Source organism: Streptomyces seoulensis, from assembly GCF_022846655.1.
Taxonomy (GTDB): domain Bacteria; phylum Actinomycetota; class Actinomycetes; order Streptomycetales; family Streptomycetaceae; genus Streptomyces.
Genome location: NZ_AP025667.1, coordinates 2,136,442 through 2,161,052, shown reverse-complemented (window position 1 = coordinate 2,161,052; position 24,611 = coordinate 2,136,442). Strand labels below are relative to the sequence as shown.

The following is a 24,611-nucleotide window of genomic DNA, read 5'->3' as shown; positions in this document are numbered from 1 at the left end:
AAGGATACCTCGCGTGAGACATGAGTGTCTCATCACGGGCATGTGTGACTCACCGGGGCCGGTCGGACGGGGCTCAGTGCCAGGGCAGCTCGCCGCGTCGTGCCCAGTAGGTGTGCGGGTCCTCGGCGAGGGCGTCGAGGCGGGCCCGCTGGTCGTCGGTGAGGTCGACGGCGGCGGCGTGGAGGTTGGAGCCGAGCTGGGGGACGGTCGCGGCGCCGGAGAGGACGACACCGGCCCAGGGACGGCAGAGGATCAGCGCGAGGGCGACGGCGTCGCAGCCGAGGCCGGTCTCCCCGGCGATCTCCCGCAGAGCCTCGGGCGCGTGCTCCGGAGCGAGGCGGCCGTTGGCCATGCCCTCCTTGACGATCACCGTGAGCCCGGCGTCGTGCGCCTCCGCCAGCGCGGGACCGGCCGAGGTCTCCAGCGCGTTGTACGTGGACTGCACGGTGCGGAAGAGGGGCGCGCCGTCAACGATGATCTCCAGGGCGGCCCGGATGGTGTCGGCCTGGGCGGGGCCGCTGGTGGAGAAGCCGACGGTGAGGCCGCCCGCTGCCGCTTCGGCGAGCCTTCGATGCAGCTCGCGGTCGGTGAGGGCGGGGCTGTCGGGGGTGAGGGAGTGGATCTGGTAGAGGTCCAGCCGGTCCCCGAGCAGCTCGGCCGTCTCGGCGCGCTGCCGGTCGTACGTGGCCAGGCTGTGGTCCTTGACCTCGTGCCGGTCGGCCTCGGCGGACCAGTCGGCGGTGTAGGTGTAGCCCCACTTGCTGCCGACCACCACGTCGTCGGCCTCCGGGCGGGCCTTCAGCCAGTCCGCGAGGAACTCCTCGCTGCGGCCGTAGGAGCGGGCGGCGTCGAAGTAGCGCACACCCTGGGCGTAGGCGGCGTCGAGCAGCTCATGGGTGCGGGCGCGCAACGCCTCGGCGCTGCGGTCCTCCCCGAGGTCGCGGTCCCGGCCCAGGTTGATGTAGCCGGGGCGGCCGACCGCGGCGAGCCCCAGGCCGAGGTGGCTGGTCGGGGTGGTCGCGGAGGACAGGCGGGCGAAGGGCATCGCGGGCTCCGTTCGGTCGGGTGATCAACCACGACCAACCTAACCCGCGACGCCCTTCGTTCAGTTCTGCTTGGCGTCGACCCAGGCGTGCTGTTCCGCGAGGTCGGCCTTGACCTCCGCCAGTTGCACCGCCACCGCGCCCGGCGCCGTGCCGCCCCGGCCGTTCCGGGAGGCCAGCGCTCCCTGGACGTTCAGGACGGTACGCACCTCCGGGGTGAGGTGGGCGGAGATCTTGGCGAACTGCTCGTCCGTGAGCTCGTCCAGTTCCTTGCCGTCGGCCTCGGCGACCTTGACGCACTCCCCCGCGACCTCGTGCGCGACGCGGAACGGCACGCCCTGCCGGACCAGCCACTCGGCGATGTCGGTGGCGAGGGAGAACCCGGCCGGGGCCAGCTCCTCCATGCGCTCGCGGTTGACGGTGAGGGTGGCGATCATGCCGGTGAAGGCGGGGAGCAGGACCTCCAGTTGGTCGCAGGAGTCGAAGACCGGCTCCTTGTCCTCCTGGAGGTCGCGGTTGTAGGCCAGCGGCAGCGCCTTCAGCGTCGCCAGCAGGCCCGTCAGGTTGCCGATCAGCCGGCCGGACTTGCCGCGCGCCAGCTCCGCGATGTCCGGGTTCTTCTTCTGCGGCATGATCGAGGAGCCGGTGGAGAAGGCGTCGTGGAGGGTGACGAAGGAGAACTCCTTCGTGTTCCAGATGATGATCTCCTCGGCGATCCGGGAGAGGTCGATGCCGATCATCGCGGTGATGAAGGCGAACTCCGCGACGAAGTCCCGCGAGGCCGTGCCGTCGATGGAGTTGCCGACGCTGCCGCGCTCGAAGCCGAGGTCGCGGGCGACCGCCTCGGGGTCCAGTCCGAGGGAGGAGCCGGCGAGCGCGCCCGACCCGTACGGGGACACGGCCGTGCGCTCGTCCCACTGGCGCAGCCGCTCGGCGTCCCGCCCGAGGGACTGGACGTGGGCCAGCACATGGTGGGCGAAGAGCACCGGCTGGGCGTGCTGGAGATGGGTGCGGCCGGGCATGGCCACGTCCGGGTGGGCCTCGGCGAGGCCGACCAGGGCGTCCTGGAGGTCCGCGATCAGGGCGCCGACGATCCGGGCGTGGTCGCGCAGGTACATCCGGAAGAGGGTGGCGACCTGGTCGTTGCGCGAGCGTCCGGCGCGGAGCTTGCCGCCGAGGTCGGGGCCGAGCCGCTCCAGCAGGCCGCGCTCCAGGGCGGTGTGGACGTCCTCGTCGGCGATGGTGCCGGTGAACTCGCCCGAGGCCACGTCGGCTTCGAGCCGGTCGAGCCCCGCGAGCATCCGGGTCAGCTCGTCCTCGGTGAGGAGGCCCGCGGTGTGCAGCACGCGCGCGTGGGCGCGGGAGCCGGCGATGTCGTAGGGGGCGAGCCGCCAGTCGAAGTGGACGGACGCGGACAGCTTCGCCAGGGCCTCGGCGGGACCGTCGGCGAAACGGCCGCCCCAGAGCCGTACGTCACCGCTGTTGCTGCTCACTGCGTTGCTCCTCAAGGTCGTGGTGTGCCACCGCCTCCCCACCCTTGCGGGTGAGGAGGCGGTCGGGCTGTTCAACGACGTCGCTTACGCGAGGTCCCGCTTGGCCGCGATCTTCGACGACAGGCTGTAGATGTCGATGAAGCCCTTGGCCGCGGCCTGGTCGAAGGTGTCGCCGGTGTCGTAGGTGGCGAGGTTGAAGTCGTACAGCGACGACTGGGACCGGCGGCCGGTGACGACGGCGCGGCCGCCGTGCAGGGTCATCCGGACGTCGCCGGAGACGTGCTCGTTGGCCTCGGTGATGAAGCCGTCCAGCGCGCGCTTGAGCGGGGAGAACCACTGGCCGTCGTAGACCAGTTCGCCCCAGCGCTGCTCCACCTGCCGCTTGTAGCGGGCGAGTTCACGCTCGACGGTGACGCTCTCCAGCTCCTGGTGGGCGGTGATCAGGGCGATGGCGCCCGGCGCCTCGTACACCTCGCGGGACTTGATGCCGACCAGGCGGTCCTCGACCATGTCGATCCGGCCGATGCCCTGGGCACCGGCGCGCTCGTTGAGCTGCTGGATGGCCTGCAGGACGGTGACGGGGCGGCCGTCGAGGGCGACCGGGACGCCGCGCTCGAAGGTGATGACGACCTCGTCGGCCTCGCGGGCCTCGGCCGGGTTGGACGTGTACTCGTAGATGTCCTCGATCGGGGCGTTCCAGATGTCCTCCAGGAAGCCCGTCTCGACGGCGCGTCCGAAGACGTTCTGGTCGATGGAGTACGGGGACTTCTTGGTGGTGGCGATCGGGAGGTTCTTCGCCTCGCAGAAGGCGATCGCCTTGTCGCGGGTCATCGCGTAGTCGCGGACCGGGGCGATGCACTTCAGGTCGGGGGCGAGGGCGACGATGCCGGCCTCGAAGCGGACCTGGTCGTTGCCCTTGCCGGTGCAGCCGTGGGCGACCGTGGTGGCGCCGTGCTTCTGGGCGGCGGCGACGAGGTGCTTGACGATCGTCGGCCGGGACAGGGCGGAGACCAGCGGGTAGCGGTCCATGTACAGGGCGTTCGCCTTGATCGCCGGGAGGCAGTACTCCTCGGCGAACTCGTCCTTGGCATCGGCCACCTCGGCCTCGACGGCACCGCACGCGAGGGCGCGCTTGCGGATGACGTCCAGGTCCTCGCCACCCTGACCGACGTCCACCGCAACGGCGATGACCTCGGCGCCCGTCTCCTCGGCGATCCAGCCGATGGCGACGGAGGTGTCCAGTCCGCCTGAGTAGGCGAGTACGACGCGCTCGGTCACGGTTTCTCTCCTCACGTGCATTCGCTGATATGCATGAGTATGCAGAACTCCGCATGATTCGTCAATCGCGGCAGGGGGATGGCCGGCCGACAAGGGAAAGACATATGAGCGCATCGACGGCCGGATCACCCTGACGTGGTGCGCGCGGACCCGATCCGTGACGCCTGCGGATACTCCGTGCCCCGCATGGCCTACGAGGAGGACCGCGACCCGCACGAACGGCGCTTCGCCCGCGAGGACGACGCATCGGCCGGCGACCGCTTCACCGGGAAGGAGCACATCGCCACGAGCGTCGACGGACCGCCCGGCCTGCCGCTGCCGCCACCGCCCTCTACGGTCTGAGCCATGCGCCGCCGCCTGGTCACCGCCCTCGTGTCCGCCTCCTTCTGCGCGCTCGGTCTCGCGCCCGCCGAGCCGTCCGCCGGCACCCCGCTGCCCGCGCTCCTCGCGGACACCGGCGGGGGCACGCAGCTCATCACCGCCGAGGCGCCGGACGCCGGCTCCACCACCGGCACGCTCACCTGGTGGGACCTGAGGCACGGCCGGTGGACGGCGGCCGGGACGGCGCCCGCGCGGTTCGGGGCGGCCGGGCTGGTGGCGGGCACCGAGCGACAGCAGGGCACCAACACCACCCCGGCCGGGCTGTACGACCTGCCGTTCGGCTTCGGCATCGAGGCACCTCCGACCGGGACACGCGTCAAGTACCTTCCGGTGCAGAAGAGTTCATGGTGGTGCCAGGACAACGACAGCCGCGCCTACAACCGTTGGACGGACCCCCTCCCCGCCGACTGCCGCGCCTCGGAGTCCGAGCACCTGGTCTCCTACGCCACCCAGTACGCCCACGCCCTGGTCATCGGCTTCAACTACCACCGTCCGGTGCGCGGGCGCGGCGCGGGCATCTTCCTGCACGTCAACGGCAAGGCGGCCACGGCGGGTTGCGTCTCGGTGCCCTCCGACGCCATGACCGATGTCCTCCGCTGGGCCGACCCGGCCCGCCGCCCGCACATCGCCATCGGGACCGAGGGCGGGGCCACCGCGCTCACCCGCTACTGAAAGCCGCCAGGTCACCCGCCGGGACGCTGAACACTCCGCCCACACCGCACGTATGTGTGGGCCTAGGGTCAAGTCCCCCCGGAGGAACCGTGACCACCACGCTCGCAGGCGGACGTGCCGCCCGCCGCCAGACGATGCGCCGCATCCGCCCGCGCCGCTCGCCGGCCGTCCCACTGCTGCTCGCGGTGTGGGCGGGCGCGGCGGCCGTGCTGTGGCTCTGGTGGCACAACACGCCCTCGATCGCCGACAACGCGGGCCGCGTCCTGAACGCGGGCCGGATCACCGGTCTGCTGGCCGGGTACCTGATGGCGCTGGTCGTGCTCCAGATGGCGCGCGTACCGGCGCTGGAGCGGCGGGTCGGCTCGGACCGGGTGGCCCGTTGGCACGCGATGAGCGGCCGCTACACGCTCAGCCTGGTCGTCGCGCACGTCTTCCTCACCATGTGGGGGTACGCCCTCCAGGCGGGCAAGTCGCTCGGCGACATCGTGCAGCAGACCGTCGACTCGGTGAACCAACTGCCCGACATGGGCAAGGCGGCCATCGGCACCGGCCTGTTCGTGGTGATCGGCCTCTCGTCCATCGGGGTCGTGCGGCGCAGGCTGCCGTACGACACCTGGTACCACGTGCATCTGCTCACCTACGCCGCGGTGTTCCTGACCTTCTGGCACCAGATCACCACCGGTAACGACTTCGCGGTGGAGCCGTCCGCCAAGACCTTCTGGTACGTGCTGTACGGTGCGGTCACCGCGCTGGTGCTCTGGTACCGGGTCATCGTGCCGGTCCGGCTGAACCTGCGGCACCGGATGCGGGTGGAGGCGGTGATCGAGGAGTCGCCGGGCATCGTGTCGGTGCTGATCTCGGGGCGGAAGCTGCACCGGATGGGCGCGGAGGCGGGCCAGTTCTTCCGCTGGCGGTTCCTGGCGCCGGGGATGCGGTTCAGCTCGCACCCGTACTCGCTGTCGGCCGCGCCCCGGCCGGGCATGCTGCGGATCACCGTGAAGGCGATCGGCGACCACAGCGCCCGGCTGCGCGAGCTGGAGCCGGGGACCGGGGTGTGGGCGGAGGGCCCGTACGGGGCGCTCACCGCGCAGCGGCGCAGCCGGGGCAAGGTGCTGCTCGTGGCGGGCGGCGTCGGCATCACGCCGATGCGGGCACTGTTCGAGACGCTGCCGGGCGCCTCCGGTGACATCACGCTGCTGTACCGGGCCAACACCACGCAGGACCTGGCCCTGTGGGACGAGCTGGCCGCGATCGCCGAGGAGCGGGGCGCCCGGCTGATGTACGCGGTGAACAGCCCGGACGGCGAGCGGCCGGACATCTCGGCGGAGAACCTCCGGCGCAAGATGCCCGACATCGACCGCCACGACGTCTTCATGTGCGGGCCGCCCGGCTTCGCGCAGTCGGTGTACGAGGCACTGCGCGGCGCGGGTGTCCCCGCCCGGCGTATCCATCACGAGTCTTTCGAGATGTGAGCGGAGCTCAGAGGTCATGAGGAAGAGCCACCCCATTCGGCGCGTGATGCTGGCCACCGCGGCCACCGTGTCCGGTGTCGTGCTGCTGCTGTCGCTGAAGCCCGCCTCCGATCCGGCCTCCGCCTCGGCGGCGGCCCCGCCGGCGTCGGCCGCGGCCGAGGAGTCGCCGCAGGGCGGACAGGCCGGTGCCCAGGCGTCGGACCAGGCCGGCACGGTGACCGGGGACGCGGCGCAGACGCCGTACGGTGCCGTGCGGGTCCGGCTGACGGTCAGCGGCGGGAAGATCAGCAAGGCGGAGGCCGTCGAGGCGCCCAAGGGCCCGACCAGCGACGAGAAGACGGCGCTCGCCGTGCCCCGGCTCAACCAGGCGGCGCTGGCGGCGCAGAGCGCGGACATCGACTCGGTGTCGGGCGCCACCTACACCAGCACCGGGTACAAGAAGTCGCTCCAGTCGGCGCTGGACCAGGTGAAGAAGGGCTCCGCGGGCGGGAGTTCCGGGGCCGCGCAGGCCCGTACCGTCACCGGGAAGGCCGAGCAGACGCCGTACGGGCCGATCCAGGTCCGGGTCACGCTCAGCGGGAAGAAGATCACCAAGGCGGAGGCCGTCCAGGCGCCCAAGGGCGGCGAGAGCGACCAGAAGACCGCACTGGCCGTACCGCGGCTGAATCAGGCGGCCGTCGCGTCGGGGAACGCGGACATCGACTCGGTGTCCGGGGCCACCTACACGAGCACCGGGTACAAGAAGTCGCTCCAGTCGGCGCTGGACCAGGCCGGTGGCTGAGACGGTGGCCGAGCGGGCTGGGACACCGCATGTGGTGCGGCACGCGGAGGAGGTCATGGGGACCGTCTTCTCCTTCGACGTGCGCGGCGGCGACCCCGAGGAGGTGCGCGCGGCGCTGGAGAGCGCGGTCGCGGGACTGCACCGGGTGGACGCCGTGTTCAGCACCTACCGCGAGGACAGCGAGGTCTCCCGGCTGGCGCGCGAGGAGCTGACGCCGGACCAGTGCGCTCCCGAGGTCGCCGAGGTGCTGGAGCTGGCGGCCGAGGCGGAGCGGGTCAGCGACGGCTGGTTCAGCACCCGGTACCGGGGGACGCTGGACCCGACCGGCATCGTCAAGGGCTGGTCCGCCGAGCGGGCCGCGCGCTCGCTGGCCGCCGTGGCCGGTGTGTGCGGGGTCAGTGTGAACGGCGGCGGTGACGTCCAGATGCTGGGGACGCCCGAGCCGCACCGGGCCTGGCGGGTGGGCGTGGCCGACCCGCTCCGGCCGGGCGGGCTGGCGGCGGTGGTCTCTGCGGCCGGTGCGGACGAGCTGGCGGTGGCCACCTCGGGCACGGCCGAGCGCGGCGCGCACATCGTGGACCCCCGAACCGGCCGCTCCGCGGTGACGGACCTGGTCGCGGTCACCGTCGTCACCCCCCGCCTGACCTGGGCCGACTGCTGGGCCACGGCCGCCTTCGCGATGGGCTCCCGCGCGGGCCTGGCCTGGCTGGAGTCCCTCCCGGACGTGGAGGGGCTGCTGATCACGGCGGGCGACGAGGTGCGCTGCACAGGGGGTCTGGCGACCCGGCTGGGCTGAGGGCGCCCCCGGCCGGGGTGAGGGCGACCCGGCTGGGCTGAGGACGCCAACGGCCGGGGGGGGAAGCGCGAGGAGCGGCATCCCCGCCGGGCCGACGGCGTCCGGCCCGAGCCACGACACCCTGGCCGGGCCACCGGGCCACGACCTGCACGGCGCCGGCCAGAACGGCGGACCGAGGGCGCTCATCCGGCTCGGCCGACGGGACCTCGCCTGGTGGCCGGCCCGCGGGGTGCGGTGGGCACGAGCGACGCCTCCCCCCGCCTCACGGGGTGCGTCGGGCGCCGCCCCGGTCACCGCGCGGGCCCGACGGGACGCGGGAGTCGGATGCCCCGCACCGATGCCTCACGGCGCGTTCTGGGCCAGCCGCAGCAGATGGTCGGCGAGGGCCTGGCCGCCGGTGGGGTCGCGGCTAATGAGCATCAGGGTGTCGTCGCCGGCGATGGTGCCGAGGATGTCGTGCAGTTCGGCCTGGTCGATGGCCGAGGCGAGGAACTGCGCGGCGCCGGGCGGGGTGCGCAGCACGACGAGGTTGGCGGACGCCTCGGCGGAGATCAGCAGCTCCTGGGACAGCCGCCGCATCCGCTCCTCCTTGGCGGAGCCGCCCAGCGGTGCGCGCGGGGTACGGAAGCCGCCCTCGCTGGGCACCGCGTAGATCAGGTCGCCGTCGGTGTTGCGGATCTTGACCGCGTTCAGCTCGTCCAGGTCGCGGGAGAGCGTCGCCTGGGTGACGCTCAGCCCGTCGTCGGCGAGCAGCTTGGCGAGCTGGCTCTGCGAGCGCACCGGCTGCCGGTTGAGGATGTCCACGATCCGGCGGTGGCGGGCCGTGCGGGTCTGCGGCACCGCGGGCCCGGCACCCGCCGCGGAATCGTGGTCCTGCGCCTGACTCATCGTCGTCGTCTCATTCTCGGGGTCGTCCGTCCTCATCGCTGGCGTCGAGGATGCCGGGGAGCGCCTGGAGGAAGGCGTCCACCTCGTCGTCGCGGAGGTTCAGCGGGGGCATGAGCCGTACGACGTCGGGGGCAGGCGCGTTCACCAGGAACCCGGCCTCCTGGGCCGCCGCCTGCGCCTGCGCGGCGTGCGGCCCGGTGAGCACGATACCGAGCAGCAGCCCCGCGCCCCGGACATGGTCGACCAGCGCGTGGTCCAGCGCCTCGATCCCGGCGCGCAACGCCTCGCCCTGCCGCTTGGTGTTGGCGAGCAGGTCCTCGCCGACGATGGTGTCGAGGACGGCGAGCCCGGCGGCGCAGACGACCGGGTTGCCGCCGAAGGTGGTGCCGTGCTGGCCGGGCCGGAGCAGGTCGGCGGCGCGGCCGAAGGCGATGGTGGCGCCGAGCGGCAGCCCGCCGCCGAGCCCCTTGGCGAGGGTGACGACGTCGGGCAGTACGCCCTCGTGGGCCTGGTAGGCGAACCAGTCCCCGGTGCGGCCGACGCCGGTCTGCACCTCGTCCAGCACCAGCAGCGCGCCCGTCGCAGCGGTGATGGCGCGGGCGGCCTTGAGGTAGCCGGGCGGGGGCACCACGACCCCGTTCTCGCCCTGGATGGGCTCGATGATCACCATGGCGGTGTCCGGGGTGACGGCTGCGGCGAGCGCCTGCGGATCGCCGTAGGGGACGTGCGTGACGTCGCCGGGCAGCGGCCGGAACGGCTCCTGCTTGGCGGGCTGGCCGGTGAGCGCGAGGGCGCCCATGGTGCGGCCGTGGAAGCCTCCGTCGGTCGCCACCATGTGGGTGCGCCCGGTCAGCCGGCCGATCTTCAGCGCGCCCTCGTTGGCCTCGGCGCCGGAGTTGCAGAAGAACACCTTGCCGTCCCGGCCGAACAGCCGCAGCAGGCGCTCGGCGAGGGCGACGGGCGGCTCGGCGACGAACAGGTTGGAGACATGGCCGAGGGTGCCGATCTGCTCGCTCACCGCGCGGACGACGGCCGGGTGGGCGTGCCCGAGGGCGTTGACCGCGATACCGCCGACGAAGTCGAGGTAGCGGTTGCCGTCGGCGTCCCACAGGGCGGCGCCCTCGCCCCGTACGAGGGGGAGGCGCGGGGTGCCGTAGTTGTCCATGAGCGCGCCCTGCCAGCGCGCGGTCAGTTCCTCGTTGCTCATGACTCCCCCGGGGTGTCCGGCTCGTCGGGCACGACCATGGTGCCGATGCCCTCGTCGGTGAAGATCTCCAGCAGGATCGAGTGCTGGACCCGGCCGTCGATGACGCGGGCGGTGCGCACGCCGTTGCGCACCGCGTGCAGGCAGCCCTCCATCTTGGGCACCATGCCCGAGGACAGTTCGGGCAGCAGTTTCTCCAACTGGGTCGCGGTGAGGCGGCTGATCACCTCGTCGGAGTTCGGCCAGTCCTCGTAGAGGCCCTCGACGTCGGTGAGGACCATGAGGGTTTCGGCGCCCAGCGCAGCAGCGAGTGCCGCAGCCGCCGTATCAGCATTGACGTTGTAGACATGTCCGTCGTCCTGGGAGCGGGCGATCGAGGAGACGACCGGGATGCGGCCGTCGGCGAGCAGGGTCTCGATGGCGCCGGTGTCGATCCGGGTGATCTCGCCGACGCGTCCGATGTCGACGAGTTCGCCGTCGACCCTCGGCCGGTGCCGGGTGGCGGTGATGGTGTGGGCGTCCTCGCCGGTGAGGCCGACGGCGAGCGGCCCGTGCTGGTTGAGCAGGCCGACCAGCTCGCGCTGCACCTGGCCGGCGAGCACCATCCGTACGACGTCCATGGCGTCCTCGGTGGTGACGCGCAGGCCCGCCTTGAACTCGCTGACGATGCCGTGCCGGTCGAGGGCGGCGCTGATCTGGGGGCCGCCGCCGTGCACCACGACGGGCCGGAGGCCGGCGTGGCGCAGGAAGACGACGTCCTGGGCGAAGGCCGCCTTCAGCCCCTCGTCGACCATGGCGTTGCCACCGAACTTGATGACGACGGTGCGGCCGTGGTGGCGGGTGAGCCAGGGCAGCGCCTCGACGAGGGTCTGTGCCTTGGGCAGCGCGGTGTGCTTCCGCGTGGGCGTGCTCATGAGCTGTACGCGCTGTTCTCGTGGACGTAGTCCGCGGTCAGGTCGTTGGTCCAGATGATGGCCGTCTCGGTGCCCGCGGCGAGGTCGGCGACGATGTGCACCTCGCGGTAGCGCATGTCGACCAGGTCGCGGTCCTCGCCGACGGAGCCGTTCTTGCAGACCCAGACGCCGTTGATGGCGACGTTGAGCTGGTCGGGCTCGAAGGCGGCCTTGGTGGTGCCGATGGCGGACAGCACGCGGCCCCAGTTGGGGTCCTCGCCGTGGATGGCGCACTTGAGGAGGTTGTTGCGGGCGATGGAGCGGCCGACCTCGACGGCGTCCTCCTCCGTGGCCGCGCCCACGACCTCCACCTTGATGTCCTTGCTGGCGCCCTCGGCGTCCCCGATGAGCTGGCGGCCGAGGTCGGCGCAGACCTCGCGGACGGCGTCGGCGAACTCGTCGTGGCCGGGGGTGATGCCGGAGGCGCCGGAGGAGAGCAGCAGGACGGTGTCGTTGGTGGACATGCAGCCGTCGGAGTCGACCCGGTCGAAGGTGACCTTGGTGGCGGCGCGCAGGGCCTTGTCCAGGTCGGCGTCGGTGAGGTCGGCGTCGGTGGTGAGGACGACCAGCATGGTGGCGAGGCCGGGGGCGAGCATGCCCGCGCCCTTGGCCATGCCGCCGACCGTCCAGCCGTCCCTGGTGACCACGGCGGTCTTGTGGTGGGTGTCGGTGGTCTTGATGGCGAGGGCGGCCTTCTCGCCGCCGTGCTCGGAGAGCTGGGCGGCGGCCTTCTCGACGCCGGGCAGCAGCTTGTCCATGGGCAGGGTGACGCCGATGAGGCCGGTGGAGCAGACGGCGACCTCGATGGCGCCGCGCCCGAGGACCTCGGCCACCTTCTCGGCGGTGACGTGGGTGTCCTGGAAGCCCTGGGGGCCGGTGCAGGCGTTGGCGCCGCCGGAGTTGAGGACGACCGCGCTGACCTGGCCGCCCTTGAGGACCTGCTCGGACCACAGCACCGGGGCGGCCTTGACGCGGTTGGCGGTGAAGACGCCGGCGGCGGCTCGGCGGGGGCCGGTGTTGACCACGAGGGCCAGGTCGGGGTTGCCGTTCTGCTTGATCCCGGCGGCGATGCCCGCCGCGGTGAATCCCTTGGCCGCTGTGACGCTCAAGGTGCGACTCCGATCGTGGAAAGCCCGGTGGTCTCGTCGAGCCCGAGGGCGATGTTCATGCTCTGTACGGCACCGCCCGCGGTGCCCTTGGTCAGGTTGTCGATGGCGCTGATCACGATGACCCGGCCGGTCTCCTCGTCCAGGGCGGTCTGCACCTGGACGGCGTTGGAGCCGGTCACGGAGGCCGTGGCGGGCCACTGCCCCTCGGGCAGCAGCCGGACGAACGGCTCGTCGGCGTACGCCTTCTCGTAGACCGCGCGGACCGCCTCGGCGGTGACTCCGGCGCGGGCCCTGGCGCTGCACGTGGCGAGGATGCCGCGCGGCATGGGGGCGAGGGTCGGGGTGAACGAGACGCTCACCCGCTCCCCCGCCGCCGCGCTGAGGTTCTGGATCATCTCGGGGGTGTGCCGGTGTCCGCCGCCGACGCCGTACGGGGTCATGGAGCCCATGACTTCGCTGCCGAGCAGATGCGCCTTGGGCGCCTTGCCCGCGCCGGAGGTGCCGGAGGCGGCGACGATCACGGCTTCGGGCTCGGTGATCCCGGCTGCGTAGGCGGGGAACAGGGCGAGCGATACGGCGGTCGGATAGCAGCCCGGTACGGCGATGCGCTTAGCCCCCTCCAACGCGGTGCGTGCGCCAGGGAGTTCGGGCAGGCCGTAGGGCCAGGTACCGGCGTGCGGGGAGCCGTAGAACCGCTCCCAGTCGGCGGAGTCCGCGAGCCGGAAGTCGGCGCCCAGGTCGATCACCAGCACATCCGGGCCGAGCTGGTCGGCGACGGCGGCGGACTGCCCGTGGGGCAGCGCCAGGAACACCACGTCGTGCCCGGCGAGCGCCTCCGCGGTGGTCTCCGCCAGCACCCGGTCGGCCAACGGCGCGAGCTGCGGCTGCAGCTCCCCGAGCCGTCGCCCCGCACTGGAGTGCCCGGTCAGCGTCCCGACCTCGACCCCGGCATGCCCGAGCAGCAGCCGGAGCAACTCCCCGCCCGCATACCCACTAGCCCCGGCCACCGCCGCGCGCACCACCATGCCGACCTCCTTCATTGGCATGACTATACGTAGCTCTGCACTTTTATGCAATCAGTTGTGCGAGGGTGGGAACCGGGACCACGACTGAGCGACAGAGCTGGTTCGGGGCAGGTGGGCCATCAAGCGCGATCCGCGGGACTGCCGCGGGGTCCACTTCGAGGACCCCGAGCACTCGGGGCAATTCCGATGACCGGCGAGGCCGGCGGTCCGTTGATCTACTCCGCATGCCGCCTGCGGAGTAGATCACTCCGCCACAGCGGAGTTCTTGCGCTGGCCGGCGTTGAAGCGCGCCTTCTTCTGGCGATTCCCGCACGTGTTCATGTCACACCAGCGGCGGGTGCGGCTCTGACTAGTGTCGAAGAAGGCGGCTCGACAGGTAGGTGACGCGCACAGGGCCAGCCTTCCGTCTCGTTCACCCGCGATGACACTGACCGCGTCGGCGGCGATCACACCGAGGGCGTCCTCCACGGAGGAAGCCGAGCCGAGCTGCCATCGCCGCTCGCCCTCGGGCGTCAGGATCGCCGCGGCCCGCCCTTGAGCACTGCGGTGATTGATGACCTGGACGGCGGACGCGGGGAGAGCGTCCCCCGTCGCGGCCGCCGTCGCGGCGGCGTGGATCGACTCCCTCAGCTCCCGGGCGAGGTCGAGCTGGGCAGGGGTGCAGGAGGCCACGGCGAGGCCACTCACCTCCAGCCAGTCGACGAGTCGCCGCGGCGTGGGAATGCGCTCCACGGCGTCGCCATGACGCTCCGACAGAGTCCCCGTGAAGCTGGTGGCCAGCACCTTGCCGAGGCGGAAGTCAGGGAACCGAGCATGCATGGAACCACCTTAGGGGGTTGCGGCTCGGCTTGACCGGCTGCTAGAACCGGCTAAGCCGGTTCGTCAATGGACAGGAGGCTCCATGCCCCACCTCACCGCCGATGTGCAAGCATTTGAAGCCCACGCGAGCGACGCCGATCTCGATGATCTGCGCGCGCGACTGGTGTCGGCGCGACTGCCGGAGGCCGAGACGGTCCGTAGCGCCGCGCCCGACCCGCGCCGGTGGGAACAGGGTGTCCCTCTCTCCGACCTCGTCGATGTCGTGGACTACTGGCGCACCGGTTACGACTGGCGGTCGTTCGAAGAGCGCCTCAACCGGATCGGCCAGTTCCGCACGACCGTCGATGGCCTGGGAATCCACTTCCTGCACCGCCGGTCCACGCGCGCGGACGCCACTCCGCTGATCCTGACGCACGGCTGGCCGGGCAGCATCGCCGAGTTCATCGACGTGGTGGACGAGCTGGCAGATCCGGAAGACGCGGAAGCGCCGGCATTCCACGTCGTGGTCCCGTCGCTGCCAGGGTTCGGGCACAGCGACAAGCCGGCCACCACCGGGTGGGGAACCGAGAAGATCGCGGCCGCCTGGGTGGAACTGATGGGAAGGCTCGGTTACAGCAGGTTCGCGGCCCAAGGCGGCGACTGGGGAGGCAATATCACCACGGTTCTCGGCGGCCGGTTCCCGGAGCACGTAATCGGCATCCACACGACGTTCGCGCAGGCGCCGCCGGGACTGACGACGGAGGGGCTGACGGCGATGGAACGCAGGTGGACCGAGGAGACCCACGATTTCTGGCACCACCGCGCGGCGTACGCGAAGCAGCAGGCGACCCGGCCCCAGACGATCGGCTACTCGCTCGTCGACTCACCGGTCGGGCTTCTCGCCTGGATCCTCGACAAGTTCGCCGAGTGGTCGGACACCGAGGACAGCCCGTTCGAGAGGATCTCCAGGGACCGCGTTCTCGACAACGTCACCCTCTACTGGCTGACGCGGACCGGTGCGTCGGCGGCCCGTATCTACTACGAGAGCCACAACTCGCTGGACCCCGAACTCCGGGTCGACGTCCCGGCAGCGATAACCATGTATCCCCGCGACATCGAGAAGTGCCCGCGCCCCTGGGCGCAGGAGCGGTACCGGAAGATCGTCCGATGGAGGTCGCCCGAGATCGGGGGTCACTTCCCGTCGCTGGAGGTTCCCGAGTTCTTCGTCAAGGACCTGCGAGAAGGCCTAGCGGCGGTGCTGGCCGCTGATCGGCATCAGCCGTAGAGCGCCGCCGTGGCCACCGTCGGCGGAACCTGGTGGACCAGGTTCTTCGAGCACCTGTGATCACCCGGCGCCCCCCTCAGCCCTCCCCGACCCGGCGACCCGCTCAGCCCTCCCCCTTCACCGCCTCCACCAGCGCCTCCGCGGACATCAGACCCAGGGCGTTGGACGCGAGCGGGCTGTCCCCGGTGAGGAGTTTTCGGTCCTGGTGGGTCTGGCCGGTGATGTCGGAGTTGAGGACGGTGACGCCCTGCCGCTCCAGCAGGTCGGCGACGAGCCAGCGCAGCCGGCCGGGGAGGTAGCCCATCTCCAGGTTGGCGCCGGTGTCGAGGGCGTCGGGGAAGACGCAGAGGGAGTAGCCGTCGAAGGGGGACCTGTCCTTGCCCTGGGCGGCGGCGAGCAGGGCCGCGGGGCCGTGGCACAGGGTGATCACGTACTTGTCGTTGGCCAGCGCCCAGTCCAGGGTCTTCGTCACGTCCTCGCTCTCCGCGAGACCGATCACCGCTCCGTGTCCGCCGGGGATGAAGACGGCGATGTAGTCGGACTCCGGGCCGAGCTTGTCCGCGACGACCTCGGACAGCTTCAGCGGCTCCTTCAGCTTGGGTCTGACCGCCTCGTAGGTCTCCATGACGGCCTTGTCCTCCTCCGGCATGGCCCACAGTTCGAGCTTCACGGGGTTGCCGCTGAGGGTGGCCACATCGACGTCGAAGCCCGCCTCCATCATGTGGTGCAGCGGGAGCAGCATCTCGACCGGATGGTTGCCGGTGGAGAAGAACTTGCCATCCTCGGTGAGGAGATAGCGCTCGTCGGTGCCGATCATCAGCACCTTCCACCGTCCACCGGTGTAGGCGCCCTTGTGCTCCACCCCGTCGAAGTTCGTCTTCGGGGAGGTGTACTTGCTCAGCGAGTACGGAGAGGGGAAGAACGCGTTGTCCTCGGCCGGGTCCGGAGCCGGGTCCTTGCTCAGGTCGTGCGCGTCTGACATGGGAAACCTCCTTTTCTCCAACGTAGGCACCACCCCGGCCGCACGCATGATGTGGCGGGCGTGGCCTCGGAGGTGCACAGTGGCCGGGAGGAGCGCGGGGAGGAGATCGCATGCCTCAGCAGCCACCGGAAACCGCTCAGGAATTCGACTTCGTCGTCGTCGGCTCGGGTGCCGGCGGTGGCCCCCTGGCCGCGAATCTCGCCCTGGCCGGGCACCGCGTGCTGGTGCTGGAGGCGGGCGACGAACACGACTGCCAGTACTACTCGATCCCGATCATGCAGGCTTTCGCCAGCGAGGATCCCGACATGGCGTGGAGCTTCTTCGTACGCCACTTCGACGACACGGCGACCCAGCGTGAGGACCGCAAGTTCACCGGCGCCGAGGACGGCGTGCTGTACCCCCGCGGCAGCTCCCTCGGCGGCAGCACGACGGTCAACGCGCTGATCATGCTGTTCCCGCAGGGCAGGGAGTGGCAGCGGCTGGTCGAGCTGACCGGCGACTCGGGGTGGAGCGCCGAGGCGATGCGCGAGCGGTTCCGGCGCCTGGAGAACTGGCAGGGCCAGGACGCCGAGCCGCTGCCGGGCGAGACTCCCGCCGAGCGGGACGCCAAGGCCCGCCATGGCAAGGACGGCTGGCTCGGCACGACCCGGGCCGCCCCCTCCCTGGCCCCCCGCGAGCCCCGGTTCCTCGACATCATCGGCGCCGTCGAGCGGACCGCCCGCGACCGCTTCGGCATCCCGGACGACGTCCCGCTCCCCCGCGACCCGAACGCGGCCGACACTCCGCCGGACTTTGAGGGCATGGCGTTCATCCCGGCATCGGTCCACGACGGCGCCCGCAACGGCACCCGCGAGCGGCTGCTGGACGTACGGCACCAGGTCGGGGACCTCCTGACGATCAGGACGAACACCCTGGTCACCCGGGTACTCTTCGACGGCGACCGGGCGGTGGGCGTCGCGTACCGGGAGCAGCATCGCGCTTACGGCGCCTCCTCGGACGGCACGTGCCGCCTGCGCCCCGACGCGGCGGACCGGGACGGGGGCGAGGTCACCGAGGGGACGGCGTACGCCAGGAACGAGGTCGTCCTGGCCGGCGGCACCTACAACACACCGCAGTTGCTCATGCTGTCCGGCATCGGCCCCCGCGAGGAACTGGAGCGGCTCGGCATCCCCGTGCGGGTGGACGCACCCGGCGTGGGGCGCAATCTGCACGACCGGTACGAGGCTTCGGTGGTCGCCGAACTGGACGAGGACTACCCGCTGTTCGAAGGCTCGTCGCTGAACGTCCCCCTCGCGGGCGAGAGACAGGACGAGTTGATCACCGAGTGGAACGCGGACCGGGGCGGCCCTTACGCGACCAACGGCCAACTGGCGGCGATCATCGGCAGGTCGAGCGTCTCCGAGGGCGACTCCGACCTGATGCTGCTGGCGATGCCCGTCGACTTCCACGGCTACTACCCCGGCTACGCCGAGGACGGCACACACGGCCGCGACCGGCTGGGCGTGGTCGTGCTCAAGGGCCACACCAAGAACCGGGGCGGCTCGGTGACCCTGCGCTCGACCGATCCCACCGAGCCGCCGGAGATCCGGTTCCACTACTTCTCCGAGGGCACCGCGGGCTGGGAGGAGGACCTGGACGGCCTGGTGGACGGCTTGCGCATCGCCCGTGACGTGATCGCCGAGGCGAGGGACGCGGGCGTGAAGGGCGAGCTGGTCCCCGGCCCCGAGGTCCGGACCGACGACCAGCTCAAGGAGTGGGCGCGGACCCAGTCCTGGGGCCATCACGCGTGCGGCACCGCCAGGATCGGCACCGAGGACGATCAACTGGCGGTGCTGGACGGTGACTTCCGCGTACGCGGGGTGGAGGGGCTGCGGGTGGTGGACGCGTCGGTGTTCCCCGACATCCCCGGTCTGTTCATCGCCTCCGCGGTCTATCTGGTCAGCGAGAAGGCGAGTGAGACGCTGCTGGCGCAGTACCCGGCGCCGTGACGGCGCCGAACCACTTGGGCAGGTGGACGAGCAGGTCCTCCTGGCTCTCCCCCGCCCACGCCACATGGCCGTCCGGGCGCAACAGCACCGCCGGTACGTCGAGTTCCTCGCTGATGTCGACGACGTGGTCGACCCGGTCCGCCCAGCCCTCCACCGAGAGGCGGCCGGTCTGGTCCAGGAGCAGGCCGCGGGCGTGGTGCATGCGCTCGTAGAGGCGCCCCTCCTTGAGCTTCACGTCCCGCAGCCGCCTGCCGACCAGGTCGTGGCCGTCGCCGAGGTCGTAGCGGATGTCCACGGCGGTGATCATGCCGGTGACGTGGCGGTTCACCTCCTCGAAGTCCATGAGCCGGGCGAAGAGTTCACGCAGGGCGGTGGCCCCGGGGCCGGTGCCGAGGAGGGTCATCGCGGCGCGGGTGGTCTCCAGTACGCGGGCGCCGACCGGGTGGCGCTCGGCGTGGTAGCTGTCGAGCAGGCCGTCCGGGGCCCAGCCGTGCACCTCGGCGGCCAGCTTCCAGCCGAGGTTGAAGGCGTCCTGCACCCCGAGGTTGAGCCCCTGGCCGCCGGCCGGCGGGTGGATGTGCGCCGCGTCGCCGGCCAGCAGGACCCGGCCGACTCGGTAGCGCTCGGCCTGCCGGGTGGCGTCGCCGAAGCGGGACAGCCAGCGGGGCGAGTGCACGCCGAAGTCGGTGCCGGCGACCGCCCGTAGCTGCGCGCTGAACTCCGCGAGGGTCGGGGCCGCACGGTCCTCGGAGACACCGTCGGCGGGCACGATGACGCGGTACACCCCCTTCTGGCCGTCCACGTCGGGCGAGAGCCCGAACCGCAACTGCGTCCTGCGGACCTCCTCCACGACGGCGGCGATCGTCGCCGGGTCCTCGGTGGCCTCCATGTCCCCGAGCAGCGTCTCCACCGTGGCGGGCTCGCCGGGGAAGCCGACGCCGAGCAGCTTGCGCACCGTGCTGCGGCCCCCGTCGCAGCCGACGACCCAGCGCGAGCGGAGGTCGGTGCCGTCCGCCAGTCCTACGGTCACCCCGTCCGCGTCCTGGCTCAGCGCGACCACCTCCTGGCCGCGCCGGATCTCGGCGCCCAGTTCGCGCGCCCACGCGCCGAGCAGCCGCTCGGTGATCGCCTGCGGGGTGGCCAGGCCGTACGGGTGTGCCGTGTCCAGGCGGTCCGGCCACGGCTTCATGATGCCGCCGAAGAGACCGCCGACCTGGAACGTCTCGCTCTCCGCGCGGAACCGCTCCAGCAGACCCCGCTGGTCCATCACCTCGACGCTGCGCGCGTGCAGGCCGCGGCCTCGGGACTGGCTGGTCGGCTCGGTCAGCCTCTCCAGCACGAGGACGCCCACTCCGGCCAGCCGCAGCTCCCCGGCCAGCATCAGCCCGGTCGGCCCGCCGCCGACCACGATCACATCGGTCATCTACCCGCCCCATCGAAGAAGTTCGTCCGCAGGCCGACAAAAGCACGCATACGTCACCAACGTGCTTTTCCTGTCACTCCCGGCCGCGGCCGCCCATTCTGCGACAGCGAGGGGGCCTTGCCGCAAGGCCCCCCATCCGCTATATCTTGAAAGTGGCAAGGAGTGTCCGACCTCCTTGCCTTCGCTGTTTCCGGCGCCGGTCAGGTGGCTCAGGCCCTGGCCGCCGCGCGACGCGCCCTCCCCCTCGCGGTGACCGACGGCAAGGGACTCCGACCTCCACGCCCTCCACCCGACAGACACGACCTCCACCCGACAGAATCGGGCACGGATTGTCGGGTGCCGGACCGCCGGTCGCGCCTAGCGTTCCGGGTGTCAAGAGGAAGGAACGGGGCGTGCTGGAGCGGCTCAACGAGGCGATGGAACACATCGAGCGGGGACTCGACGGGAGTGTCGACCCCGAGGAACTCGCGCGGGTCGCGGGTACGTCGGTGTACCACCTGCGGCGGATGTTCTCCGCGCTCGCCGGGATGCCGTTGTCGGAGTACGTCCGGCGCAGGCGGCTCACGCTCGCGGCCGCGGAGGTGGTCGCGGGCCGGGAGACGCTGCTCGACATCGCGGTGCGCCACGGCTACGGCTCGGGTGAGGCGTTCGCCAGGGCGTTCCGCGTGATGCACGGCGTCGGCCCGAGCGAGGCACGGCGGGCCGGTGTCACGCTCAGTTCACAGCCCCGGATGTCCTTCCGCCTCGTCATCGAAGGGAACAGCGGTATGCGACACCGGATCGAGCGGAAGCAGGCGTTCGGAGTGGTCGGGTTCAAGGCCAGGGTGCCCCTGGTGCACGCGGGGCCGAACGAGGCGATCATGAAGTTCGTCCGGGGGATCGGCCGGCCGGACCTGGAGCGGCTGGCGAAGCTGTCGGACCAGGAGCCGGAGGGCGTCGTCGCGGTCTGCGACGACCTCGACCCGAGCCGGGCCGAGGGCACGGAACTCGACTACTACCACGGCGTGGTCACCTCGGCCCCCGCCCCCGAGGGCATGACCGCGCTGCCCGTCCCGGCCGGCACCTGGGCGGTGTTCACGGCCTCCGGGCCCATGCCGCTGGCGGTCCAGACGCTGTGGCGGGACGTGTTCACGCAGTGGTTCCCGTCGAACCCGTACGCGAGCCGCCCCGGCCCGGAGATCCTGCGGGTCCGGCCGACCGGGGACGGGTCCGAGGCGGACGCGGAGCTGTGGCTGCCGGTGGAGGGGGCGGGCCGGTGACCTCGCCGGAGGGCGGCCCGTAAGCTCGGACCATGGATGTGTGGGTGCCGTACCTGATCTTGTGCGGTGGGCTGGCGGTGGTGCTGGGCACCCTGTCCTGGCTCGCGCGGTTCATCCGGCGGCACGGGGGCGCGGGGGGGCGCCCTGGCCGCGTACGAGGAGGCGTTCCGGGCCTCCGGGCATGTCGCGCACCAGGAGATCCGGGTGCAGGCCGAGCGGAAGTCGCCGGCGGACTCGCCCGACGGGCCGTTCCGGAGGACGCGGTGACCGGCGGCGAGTGGTGGCCGGTGGCCGACGCGCTCGGGTTCCTCGCCGGGCGGTGGCGGGTCACGCGGACCGTGCGGGACCTCTCGGGCGCGGACGAGGGGCACTTCGAGGGGCACACCGCCTTCGGGCCGCTGCCGGACGGTGCGGACGGGCTGCTGCACGAGGAGGCCGGGGAGTTCACCTGGCAGGGGGTGACGCGGCCCGCGACACGCACGCTGCGGTTCCTTCCGGGGGCGGTGCCGGGCACGGCGGACGTGCGGTTCGCGGACGGGCGGCCCTTCCACGACCTGGATCTGCGCGGCGGGCGGCACGTCGCGGGGCACCCCTGCGCGGCCGACTTCTACCGGGGCGAGTTCACCGTCACCGACGCCGGTCACTGGCGTTCGGTGTGGCGGGTCGGCGGACCGAGGAAGGACCTCGTGCTCACCACGGACTACGTGCGCGAGGGCTGAGGGGACACCGCGTCCAGGCGCAGGGTCCAGCGGCCCGCGCGGCCGGCCACCGTGATCGTGGACAGCGGCCGTACGTCGATGCTCCAGAAGGCGGCCGGGGGCGCCTGGAGGGCGTAGACGAGGGCCGCGCGGATCACGGACGGCTCGGCGACGGCGACGATGCGGGCGTGGTCGTCTCCGGGCCGGGTGTCGAGCCAGCCGCCCACCCGTGAGATGAAGGCGAGCATCGACTCGCCGCCGTGCGGGCTGGCCCTCGGGTCGGCGAGCCAGGCGTCCACCGCCTGCGGCTCGCGGGCCATCGCCTCGGCCAGGGTCAGCCCTCGCCAGCGGCCCATGTCACAGTCACGCAGGGCGAGTTGGGCGAGCGGGGCATAGCCGAGCGCGTCGCCGGTGGCGCGGCTGCGCGGGGTCGGGGAGCAGTAGCGCAACTCGGCCGCGGCCAGCGGCAGCAGGTACCCCACCACGCGCTGCACCTCGTCCCAGCCCGCCTGGTCCAGCGGCCGGTCGTCCTGGAACCGCTCCGCCTGCGACGGGTAACCGTGCGCCGCGGCCACGAACGTCACCCGAAGTGGCATGCGGTGATGGTGAGCCCCGGACGGGGGCCGGTCAAGAGCGATCGCTCCCACTTCACCGACGGTGACCGGAAACCATCGCCCCTGCTGTCTCAACCCCTCTGTTCCGCAAGTGACTTGAGCTGCTTCACCGCACTTCGTCCCACGCCGCTCGCAGCCGTCGCACCCCCTCCGTGATCTCCCCCGTACCCGCGACCGCGGCGAAGCTCAGCCGGACGTGGGCCGCCGGGGGTTCGGCGCTGAAGTAGGCGCGGCCGGGGGTGATGGAGATGCCCGCGCGAAGGGCGGCCGCGGTCAGGGCGGCCTCCGGGACGCCCTCGGGCAGGCGGAGCCAGAGGTGGAAGCCGCCGAACGGGATGTGCGGCAGGGCGAGTTCGGGCAGTTCGAGCGCGAGCGCCCCGGTCATGGTCTCGCGCCGCACCGCCAACTCGGCCGACAGTGAGCGCAGATGGCGCGGCCAGGCCGGAGAGCCCACGAGTTCGAGCGTCGCCTCCTGGAGCGGCCGGGGCACGAAGAAGCTGTCCACGATCTGGATGGCGCGCAGCCGTTCCAGCACCGGCCCGCGTGCGGCGAGAGCGCTCACCCGGAAGCTGGGCGAGGTCGCCTTGGTGAGCGAGCCGACGTGCACGACGACGCCGTCCGGGTCGTCCGCCGCGAGCGGGCGGGGCAGCGGGGGCGCGTCGGCGTGCGCGAGGCGGCGTACGTAGTCGTCCTCGATCACGAAGGCGCCCGAGGCGCGGGCGATGCGCAGCACCTCGGCACGGCGGTCGGGGGCGAGGACGGCGCCAGTCGGGTTCTGGAACAGGGGCTGGCAGACGAAGACGCGGGCCCCGGTGGCGCGGAAGGCGTCGGCCAGCAGGTCGGGGCGTACGCCGTCGGGGTCGACCGGGACCGGGACGGGCCTGAGGCCGGCCGCGCGGGCGAGGTCGAGCATGCCGGGGTAGGTGGGCGACTCGACCAGGACCGGCGCGCCGGGCGGGGCGAGCGCGCGCAGCGCGGTGGCCAGCGCGGACTGGCCGCCCGCCGCGATCAGCACCTCGGCGGCGGTGACGGAGCCGCCGATGCCGCGCGCGAACCACTCCCGCAGTTCCGGCAGCCCCTCCAGCGGCGGCCGGCCCCAGGCGCCGGGGCGCCGTCCCGCGCGGGCGAGCGCGGCGGCCATCGCCTGCTCGGGCTGGAGGCAGGGGTGCGGGTAGCCGCCGCTCAGCTCCAGGACGCCGGGCGGCGGGGCGGGCAGCGAGACCATGACCCCGGAGGCGTCCACGGTGCGGGGTACGACGTCCCCGGCGGCGTCGGCGCTCAGCGCGACCTCCTGCCAGGAGGTGTCCCCGGCGGGCGGTGCCAAGGCGCGCGGCCCGGCCCGGAAGGCGCCCGCGCCGGGCCGGGTGACGACCAGCCCCTCGGCGGCGAGCTGGGCCAGCGCCCGGGAGACGGTCACCGGGCTGACCCGGAACCGTTCGACCAGGGCCCGGCTCGACGGGAGCTTTCCACCGGGTGAGTAGCGGTCCAGCTCCATGCGCAACTGTTCCGCCAGCTCACGCACACTGCTACGCTCGTTCATGAGAGCACAGAGTAGCGCTACCGATACGACCCCGATAACAGTCACCGCGTCCCGCGAGCCCCTGCTCCTGGGCAGCGGCCAGGCGGCGCTCGGTGTCGTCGCCTTCTCCCTCACCTTCCCCGCCACCGCGTGGGGCCTGGAGAGCTTCGGGCCCTGGTCGCTGGTGGCGGTCCGGGGCGTCCTCGCGGCCCTGGTCGCGGGCGCCTGCCTGCTGCTCCTGCGGGTGCCACTGCCCGCCGCCCGCCATCTGGCGGGGCTCGCGGTGGTCGGAGCCGGTACGGTGCTCGGCTTCCCGCTGCTGACCACGCTCGCCCTCCAGACGTCCACCACCGCGCACGCGGCCGTCGTGGTCGGCCTGCTCCCGCTGACCACGGCCGCCGTGTCCGCCCTGCGCACCGGTGTGCGCCCCTCGCGTCGTTTCTGGACGGCCGCACTGGCGGGAGCGGCGGCCGTGGTCGCGTTCACGGTCACCCAGAGCGGCGGCGCCCTGACCAGGGCGGACGCCTACCTCTTCGCGGCGCTGCTGGTGTGCGCGGCCGGATACACCGAGGGCGGCAGGCTGGCCCGTGCCATGCCGGGCTGGCAGGTCATCGGCTGGGCGCTGGTGCTGTGCCTGCCGCTGAGCGCGCTCGGCACCGCGCTGGCGCTGGGCCACGAGCCGGTACGGCTCACCGCGCACGGGATCGCCGGGGTGCTGTGGGTCGCGGTGGGCTCGCAGTTCCTCGGGCTGCTCCTCTGGTACCGGGGCATGGCCGCCGTCGGCATCCCGCGGGCCAGCCAGTTGCAGTTGGCTCAGCCGCTGCTCACACTGGTGTGGTCGGCACTGCTACTGGGCGAGCACGTCCCCGCGGCGGCACCGCTGACCGCGCTCGCCGTGCTCGTCTGCATCGCCGTCACCCAACGGTCTTGACCGTGAGGAGGGCCTGAAG

The 24,611-nt window shown here is 72.2% G+C and carries 22 protein-coding genes and 1 pseudogene; 10 read left to right on the top strand and 13 right to left on the bottom strand.

All coding sequences use genetic code 11. The features are described 5' to 3' along the window. Positions 1–73: 73 nt before the first annotated feature. The 3 genes from HEK131_RS09925 to HEK131_RS09915 all read right to left on the bottom strand — a co-directional run bounded on the left by HEK131_RS09925 (position 74) and on the right by HEK131_RS09915 (position 3,814). Positions 74–1,045, bottom strand: coding sequence for an aldo/keto reductase (locus HEK131_RS09925; protein ID WP_244334413.1), 972 nt, complete (start codon positions 1,043–1,045; stop codon positions 74–76). Between the two features lie 60 nt (positions 1,046–1,105). Continuing rightward, complete coding sequence (argH, locus tag HEK131_RS09920; protein WP_244334411.1) at positions 1,106–2,536, bottom strand: argininosuccinate lyase; 1,431 nt, start codon at positions 2,534–2,536, stop codon at positions 1,106–1,108. An 84-nt stretch (positions 2,537–2,620) separates the two neighbouring features. Beyond that, on the bottom strand, positions 2,621–3,814 hold the full coding sequence (locus HEK131_RS09915) for an argininosuccinate synthase (protein ID WP_161150018.1): 1,194 nt from the start codon (positions 3,812–3,814) through the stop codon (positions 2,621–2,623). Between the two features lie 135 nt (positions 3,815–3,949). Here HEK131_RS09915 and HEK131_RS09910 point away from each other — a divergent pair. The 5 genes and pseudogenes from HEK131_RS09910 to HEK131_RS09890 all read left to right on the top strand — a co-directional run. Next, positions 3,950–4,156 (top strand): annotated as a pseudogene (locus HEK131_RS09910) (pyridoxamine 5'-phosphate oxidase family protein); the annotation flags it as partial. A 3-nt stretch (positions 4,157–4,159) separates the two neighbouring features. Continuing rightward, positions 4,160–4,867, top strand: coding sequence for a L,D-transpeptidase family protein (locus tag HEK131_RS09905; protein ID WP_244334410.1), 708 nt, complete (start codon positions 4,160–4,162; stop codon positions 4,865–4,867). Between the two features lie 89 nt (positions 4,868–4,956). After that, positions 4,957–6,339 carry a ferredoxin reductase family protein gene (locus HEK131_RS09900; protein WP_244334409.1) on the top strand — a complete coding sequence of 461 codons (1,383 nt, stop codon included), beginning with the start codon at positions 4,957–4,959 and terminating at the stop codon, positions 6,337–6,339. 16 nt (positions 6,340–6,355) lie between these two features. After that, the gene (locus tag HEK131_RS09895) at positions 6,356–7,120 is read left to right on the top strand and encodes an FMN-binding protein (RefSeq protein WP_217460862.1); all 765 of its coding nucleotides are present in this window, start codon (positions 6,356–6,358) and stop codon (positions 7,118–7,120) included. A gap of 55 nt (positions 7,121–7,175) precedes the next feature. Then, on the top strand, positions 7,176–7,916 hold the full coding sequence (locus HEK131_RS09890) for an FAD:protein FMN transferase (protein WP_254640933.1): 741 nt from the start codon (positions 7,176–7,178) through the stop codon (positions 7,914–7,916). A gap of 342 nt (positions 7,917–8,258) precedes the next feature. Here the strand turns inward: HEK131_RS09890 and HEK131_RS09885 are convergent, their stop codons facing one another. From HEK131_RS09885 to HEK131_RS09860, 6 genes are all read right to left on the bottom strand, one after another. Then, a complete protein-coding gene (locus tag HEK131_RS09885) occupies positions 8,259–8,804 on the bottom strand; it encodes an arginine repressor (RefSeq protein WP_161145803.1) in 546 nt (181 codons plus the stop codon). A gap of 10 nt (positions 8,805–8,814) precedes the next feature. Next, a complete protein-coding gene (locus tag HEK131_RS09880) occupies positions 8,815–10,011 on the bottom strand; it encodes an acetylornithine transaminase (protein WP_217460860.1) in 1,197 nt (398 codons plus the stop codon). After that, positions 10,008–10,922: an acetylglutamate kinase gene (argB, locus tag HEK131_RS09875; protein ID WP_217460859.1), complete on the bottom strand. Its 915-nt coding sequence runs from the start codon at positions 10,920–10,922 to the stop codon at positions 10,008–10,010. The genes HEK131_RS09880 and argB overlap by 4 nt, the downstream gene beginning before the upstream one ends. Then, entirely contained in the window at positions 10,919–12,070 is a 1,152-nt protein-coding gene (gene argJ / locus HEK131_RS09870; RefSeq protein WP_244334405.1) for a bifunctional glutamate N-acetyltransferase/amino-acid acetyltransferase ArgJ, read from the bottom strand. Before argJ ends, argB begins: the two co-directional genes overlap by 4 nt. After that, on the bottom strand, positions 12,067–13,095 hold the full coding sequence (gene argC, locus HEK131_RS09865) for an N-acetyl-gamma-glutamyl-phosphate reductase (RefSeq protein ID WP_244451976.1): 1,029 nt from the start codon (positions 13,093–13,095) through the stop codon (positions 12,067–12,069). The genes argJ and argC overlap by 4 nt, the downstream gene beginning before the upstream one ends. Positions 13,096–13,338: 243 nt before the next feature. Then, complete coding sequence (locus tag HEK131_RS09860) at positions 13,339–13,914, bottom strand: CGNR zinc finger domain-containing protein (protein WP_244334404.1); 576 nt, start codon at positions 13,912–13,914, stop codon at positions 13,339–13,341. A gap of 82 nt (positions 13,915–13,996) precedes the next feature. Between HEK131_RS09860 and HEK131_RS09855 the strand changes: the two genes are divergently transcribed. Continuing rightward, positions 13,997–15,178 carry an epoxide hydrolase family protein gene (locus tag HEK131_RS09855; protein WP_244334402.1) on the top strand — a complete coding sequence of 394 codons (1,182 nt, stop codon included), beginning with the start codon at positions 13,997–13,999 and terminating at the stop codon, positions 15,176–15,178. Between the two features lie 103 nt (positions 15,179–15,281). On the opposite strand, the gene hchA is transcribed toward HEK131_RS09855, so the two are convergent. Continuing rightward, positions 15,282–16,160: a glyoxalase III HchA gene (gene hchA, locus HEK131_RS09850; RefSeq protein ID WP_217460856.1), complete on the bottom strand. Its 879-nt coding sequence runs from the start codon at positions 16,158–16,160 to the stop codon at positions 15,282–15,284. A gap of 110 nt (positions 16,161–16,270) precedes the next feature. On the opposite strand from hchA, the gene HEK131_RS09845 reads away from it, so the two are divergent. Then, on the top strand, positions 16,271–18,148 hold the full coding sequence (locus HEK131_RS09845) for a GMC family oxidoreductase (protein WP_244334401.1): 1,878 nt from the start codon (positions 16,271–16,273) through the stop codon (positions 18,146–18,148). On the opposite strand, the gene rox is transcribed toward HEK131_RS09845, so the two are convergent. After that, positions 18,099–19,571: a rifampin monooxygenase gene (gene rox, locus HEK131_RS09840; protein ID WP_244334400.1), complete on the bottom strand. Its 1,473-nt coding sequence runs from the start codon at positions 19,569–19,571 to the stop codon at positions 18,099–18,101. The two genes, HEK131_RS09845 and rox, sit on opposite strands and share 50 nt — an antisense overlap. A 392-nt stretch (positions 19,572–19,963) precedes the next feature. Between rox and HEK131_RS09835 the strand changes: the two genes are divergently transcribed. Together HEK131_RS09835 and HEK131_RS09830 are read left to right on the top strand one after the other, a co-directional pair. Beyond that, positions 19,964–20,830: an AraC family transcriptional regulator gene (locus tag HEK131_RS09835; protein WP_244334399.1), complete on the top strand. Its 867-nt coding sequence runs from the start codon at positions 19,964–19,966 to the stop codon at positions 20,828–20,830. 263 nt (positions 20,831–21,093) lie between these two features. Continuing rightward, a complete protein-coding gene (locus HEK131_RS09830) occupies positions 21,094–21,549 on the top strand; it encodes a DUF6314 family protein (protein WP_244334398.1) in 456 nt (151 codons plus the stop codon). On the opposite strand, the gene HEK131_RS09825 is transcribed toward HEK131_RS09830, so the two are convergent. Next, complete coding sequence (locus HEK131_RS09825) at positions 21,531–22,124, bottom strand: histidine phosphatase family protein (RefSeq protein ID WP_161145792.1); 594 nt, start codon at positions 22,122–22,124, stop codon at positions 21,531–21,533. The genes HEK131_RS09830 and HEK131_RS09825 overlap by 19 nt on opposite strands. 124 nt (positions 22,125–22,248) lie before the next feature. Further along, entirely contained in the window at positions 22,249–23,682 is a 1,434-nt protein-coding gene (locus HEK131_RS09820) for a PLP-dependent aminotransferase family protein (protein ID WP_244334397.1), read from the bottom strand. On the opposite strand from HEK131_RS09820, the gene HEK131_RS09815 reads away from it, so the two are divergent. Then, positions 23,681–24,592 (top strand): DMT family transporter, encoded by a 912-nt coding sequence (locus tag HEK131_RS09815; RefSeq protein WP_244334396.1) that lies wholly within the window; start codon positions 23,681–23,683, stop codon positions 24,590–24,592. The genes HEK131_RS09820 and HEK131_RS09815 overlap by 2 nt on opposite strands. The last annotated feature ends 19 nt before the right edge of the window (positions 24,593–24,611 follow it).

Bases quoted from the DNA above. Each gene is read 5' to 3' on its own strand.
- HEK131_RS09925 (WP_244334413.1), bottom strand. From the start codon at position 1,045: ATGCCCTTCGCCCGCCTGTCCTCCGCGACCACCCCGACCAGCCACCTC.
- HEK131_RS09905 (WP_244334410.1), top strand. From the start codon at position 4,160: ATGCGCCGCCGCCTGGTCACCGCCCTCGTGTCCGCCTCCTTCTGCGCG.
- HEK131_RS09895 (WP_217460862.1), top strand. From the start codon at position 6,356: ATGAGGAAGAGCCACCCCATTCGGCGCGTGATGCTGGCCACCGCGGCC.
- HEK131_RS09890 (WP_254640933.1), top strand. From the start codon at position 7,176: ATGGGGACCGTCTTCTCCTTCGACGTGCGCGGCGGCGACCCCGAGGAG.
- HEK131_RS09885 (WP_161145803.1), bottom strand. From the start codon at position 8,804: ATGAGTCAGGCGCAGGACCACGATTCCGCGGCGGGTGCCGGGCCCGCG.
- HEK131_RS09880 (WP_217460860.1), bottom strand. From the start codon at position 10,011: ATGAGCAACGAGGAACTGACCGCGCGCTGGCAGGGCGCGCTCATGGAC.
- argB (WP_217460859.1), bottom strand. From the start codon at position 10,922: ATGAGCACGCCCACGCGGAAGCACACCGCGCTGCCCAAGGCACAGACC.
- argC (WP_244451976.1), bottom strand. From the start codon at position 13,095: ATGGTGGTGCGCGCGGCGGTGGCCGGGGCTAGTGGGTATGCGGGCGGG.
- HEK131_RS09860 (WP_244334404.1), bottom strand. From the start codon at position 13,914: ATGCATGCTCGGTTCCCTGACTTCCGCCTCGGCAAGGTGCTGGCCACC.
- HEK131_RS09855 (WP_244334402.1), top strand. From the start codon at position 13,997: ATGCCCCACCTCACCGCCGATGTGCAAGCATTTGAAGCCCACGCGAGC.
- hchA (WP_217460856.1), bottom strand. From the start codon at position 16,160: ATGTCAGACGCGCACGACCTGAGCAAGGACCCGGCTCCGGACCCGGCC.
- HEK131_RS09845 (WP_244334401.1), top strand. From the start codon at position 16,271: ATGCCTCAGCAGCCACCGGAAACCGCTCAGGAATTCGACTTCGTCGTC.
- rox (WP_244334400.1), bottom strand. From the start codon at position 19,571: ATGACCGATGTGATCGTGGTCGGCGGCGGGCCGACCGGGCTGATGCTG.
- HEK131_RS09825 (WP_161145792.1), bottom strand. From the start codon at position 22,124: ATGCCACTTCGGGTGACGTTCGTGGCCGCGGCGCACGGTTACCCGTCG.
- HEK131_RS09815 (WP_244334396.1), top strand. From the start codon at position 23,681: ATGAGAGCACAGAGTAGCGCTACCGATACGACCCCGATAACAGTCACC.
- HEK131_RS09820 (WP_244334397.1), bottom strand. From the start codon at position 23,682: ATGAACGAGCGTAGCAGTGTGCGTGAGCTGGCGGAACAGTTGCGCATG.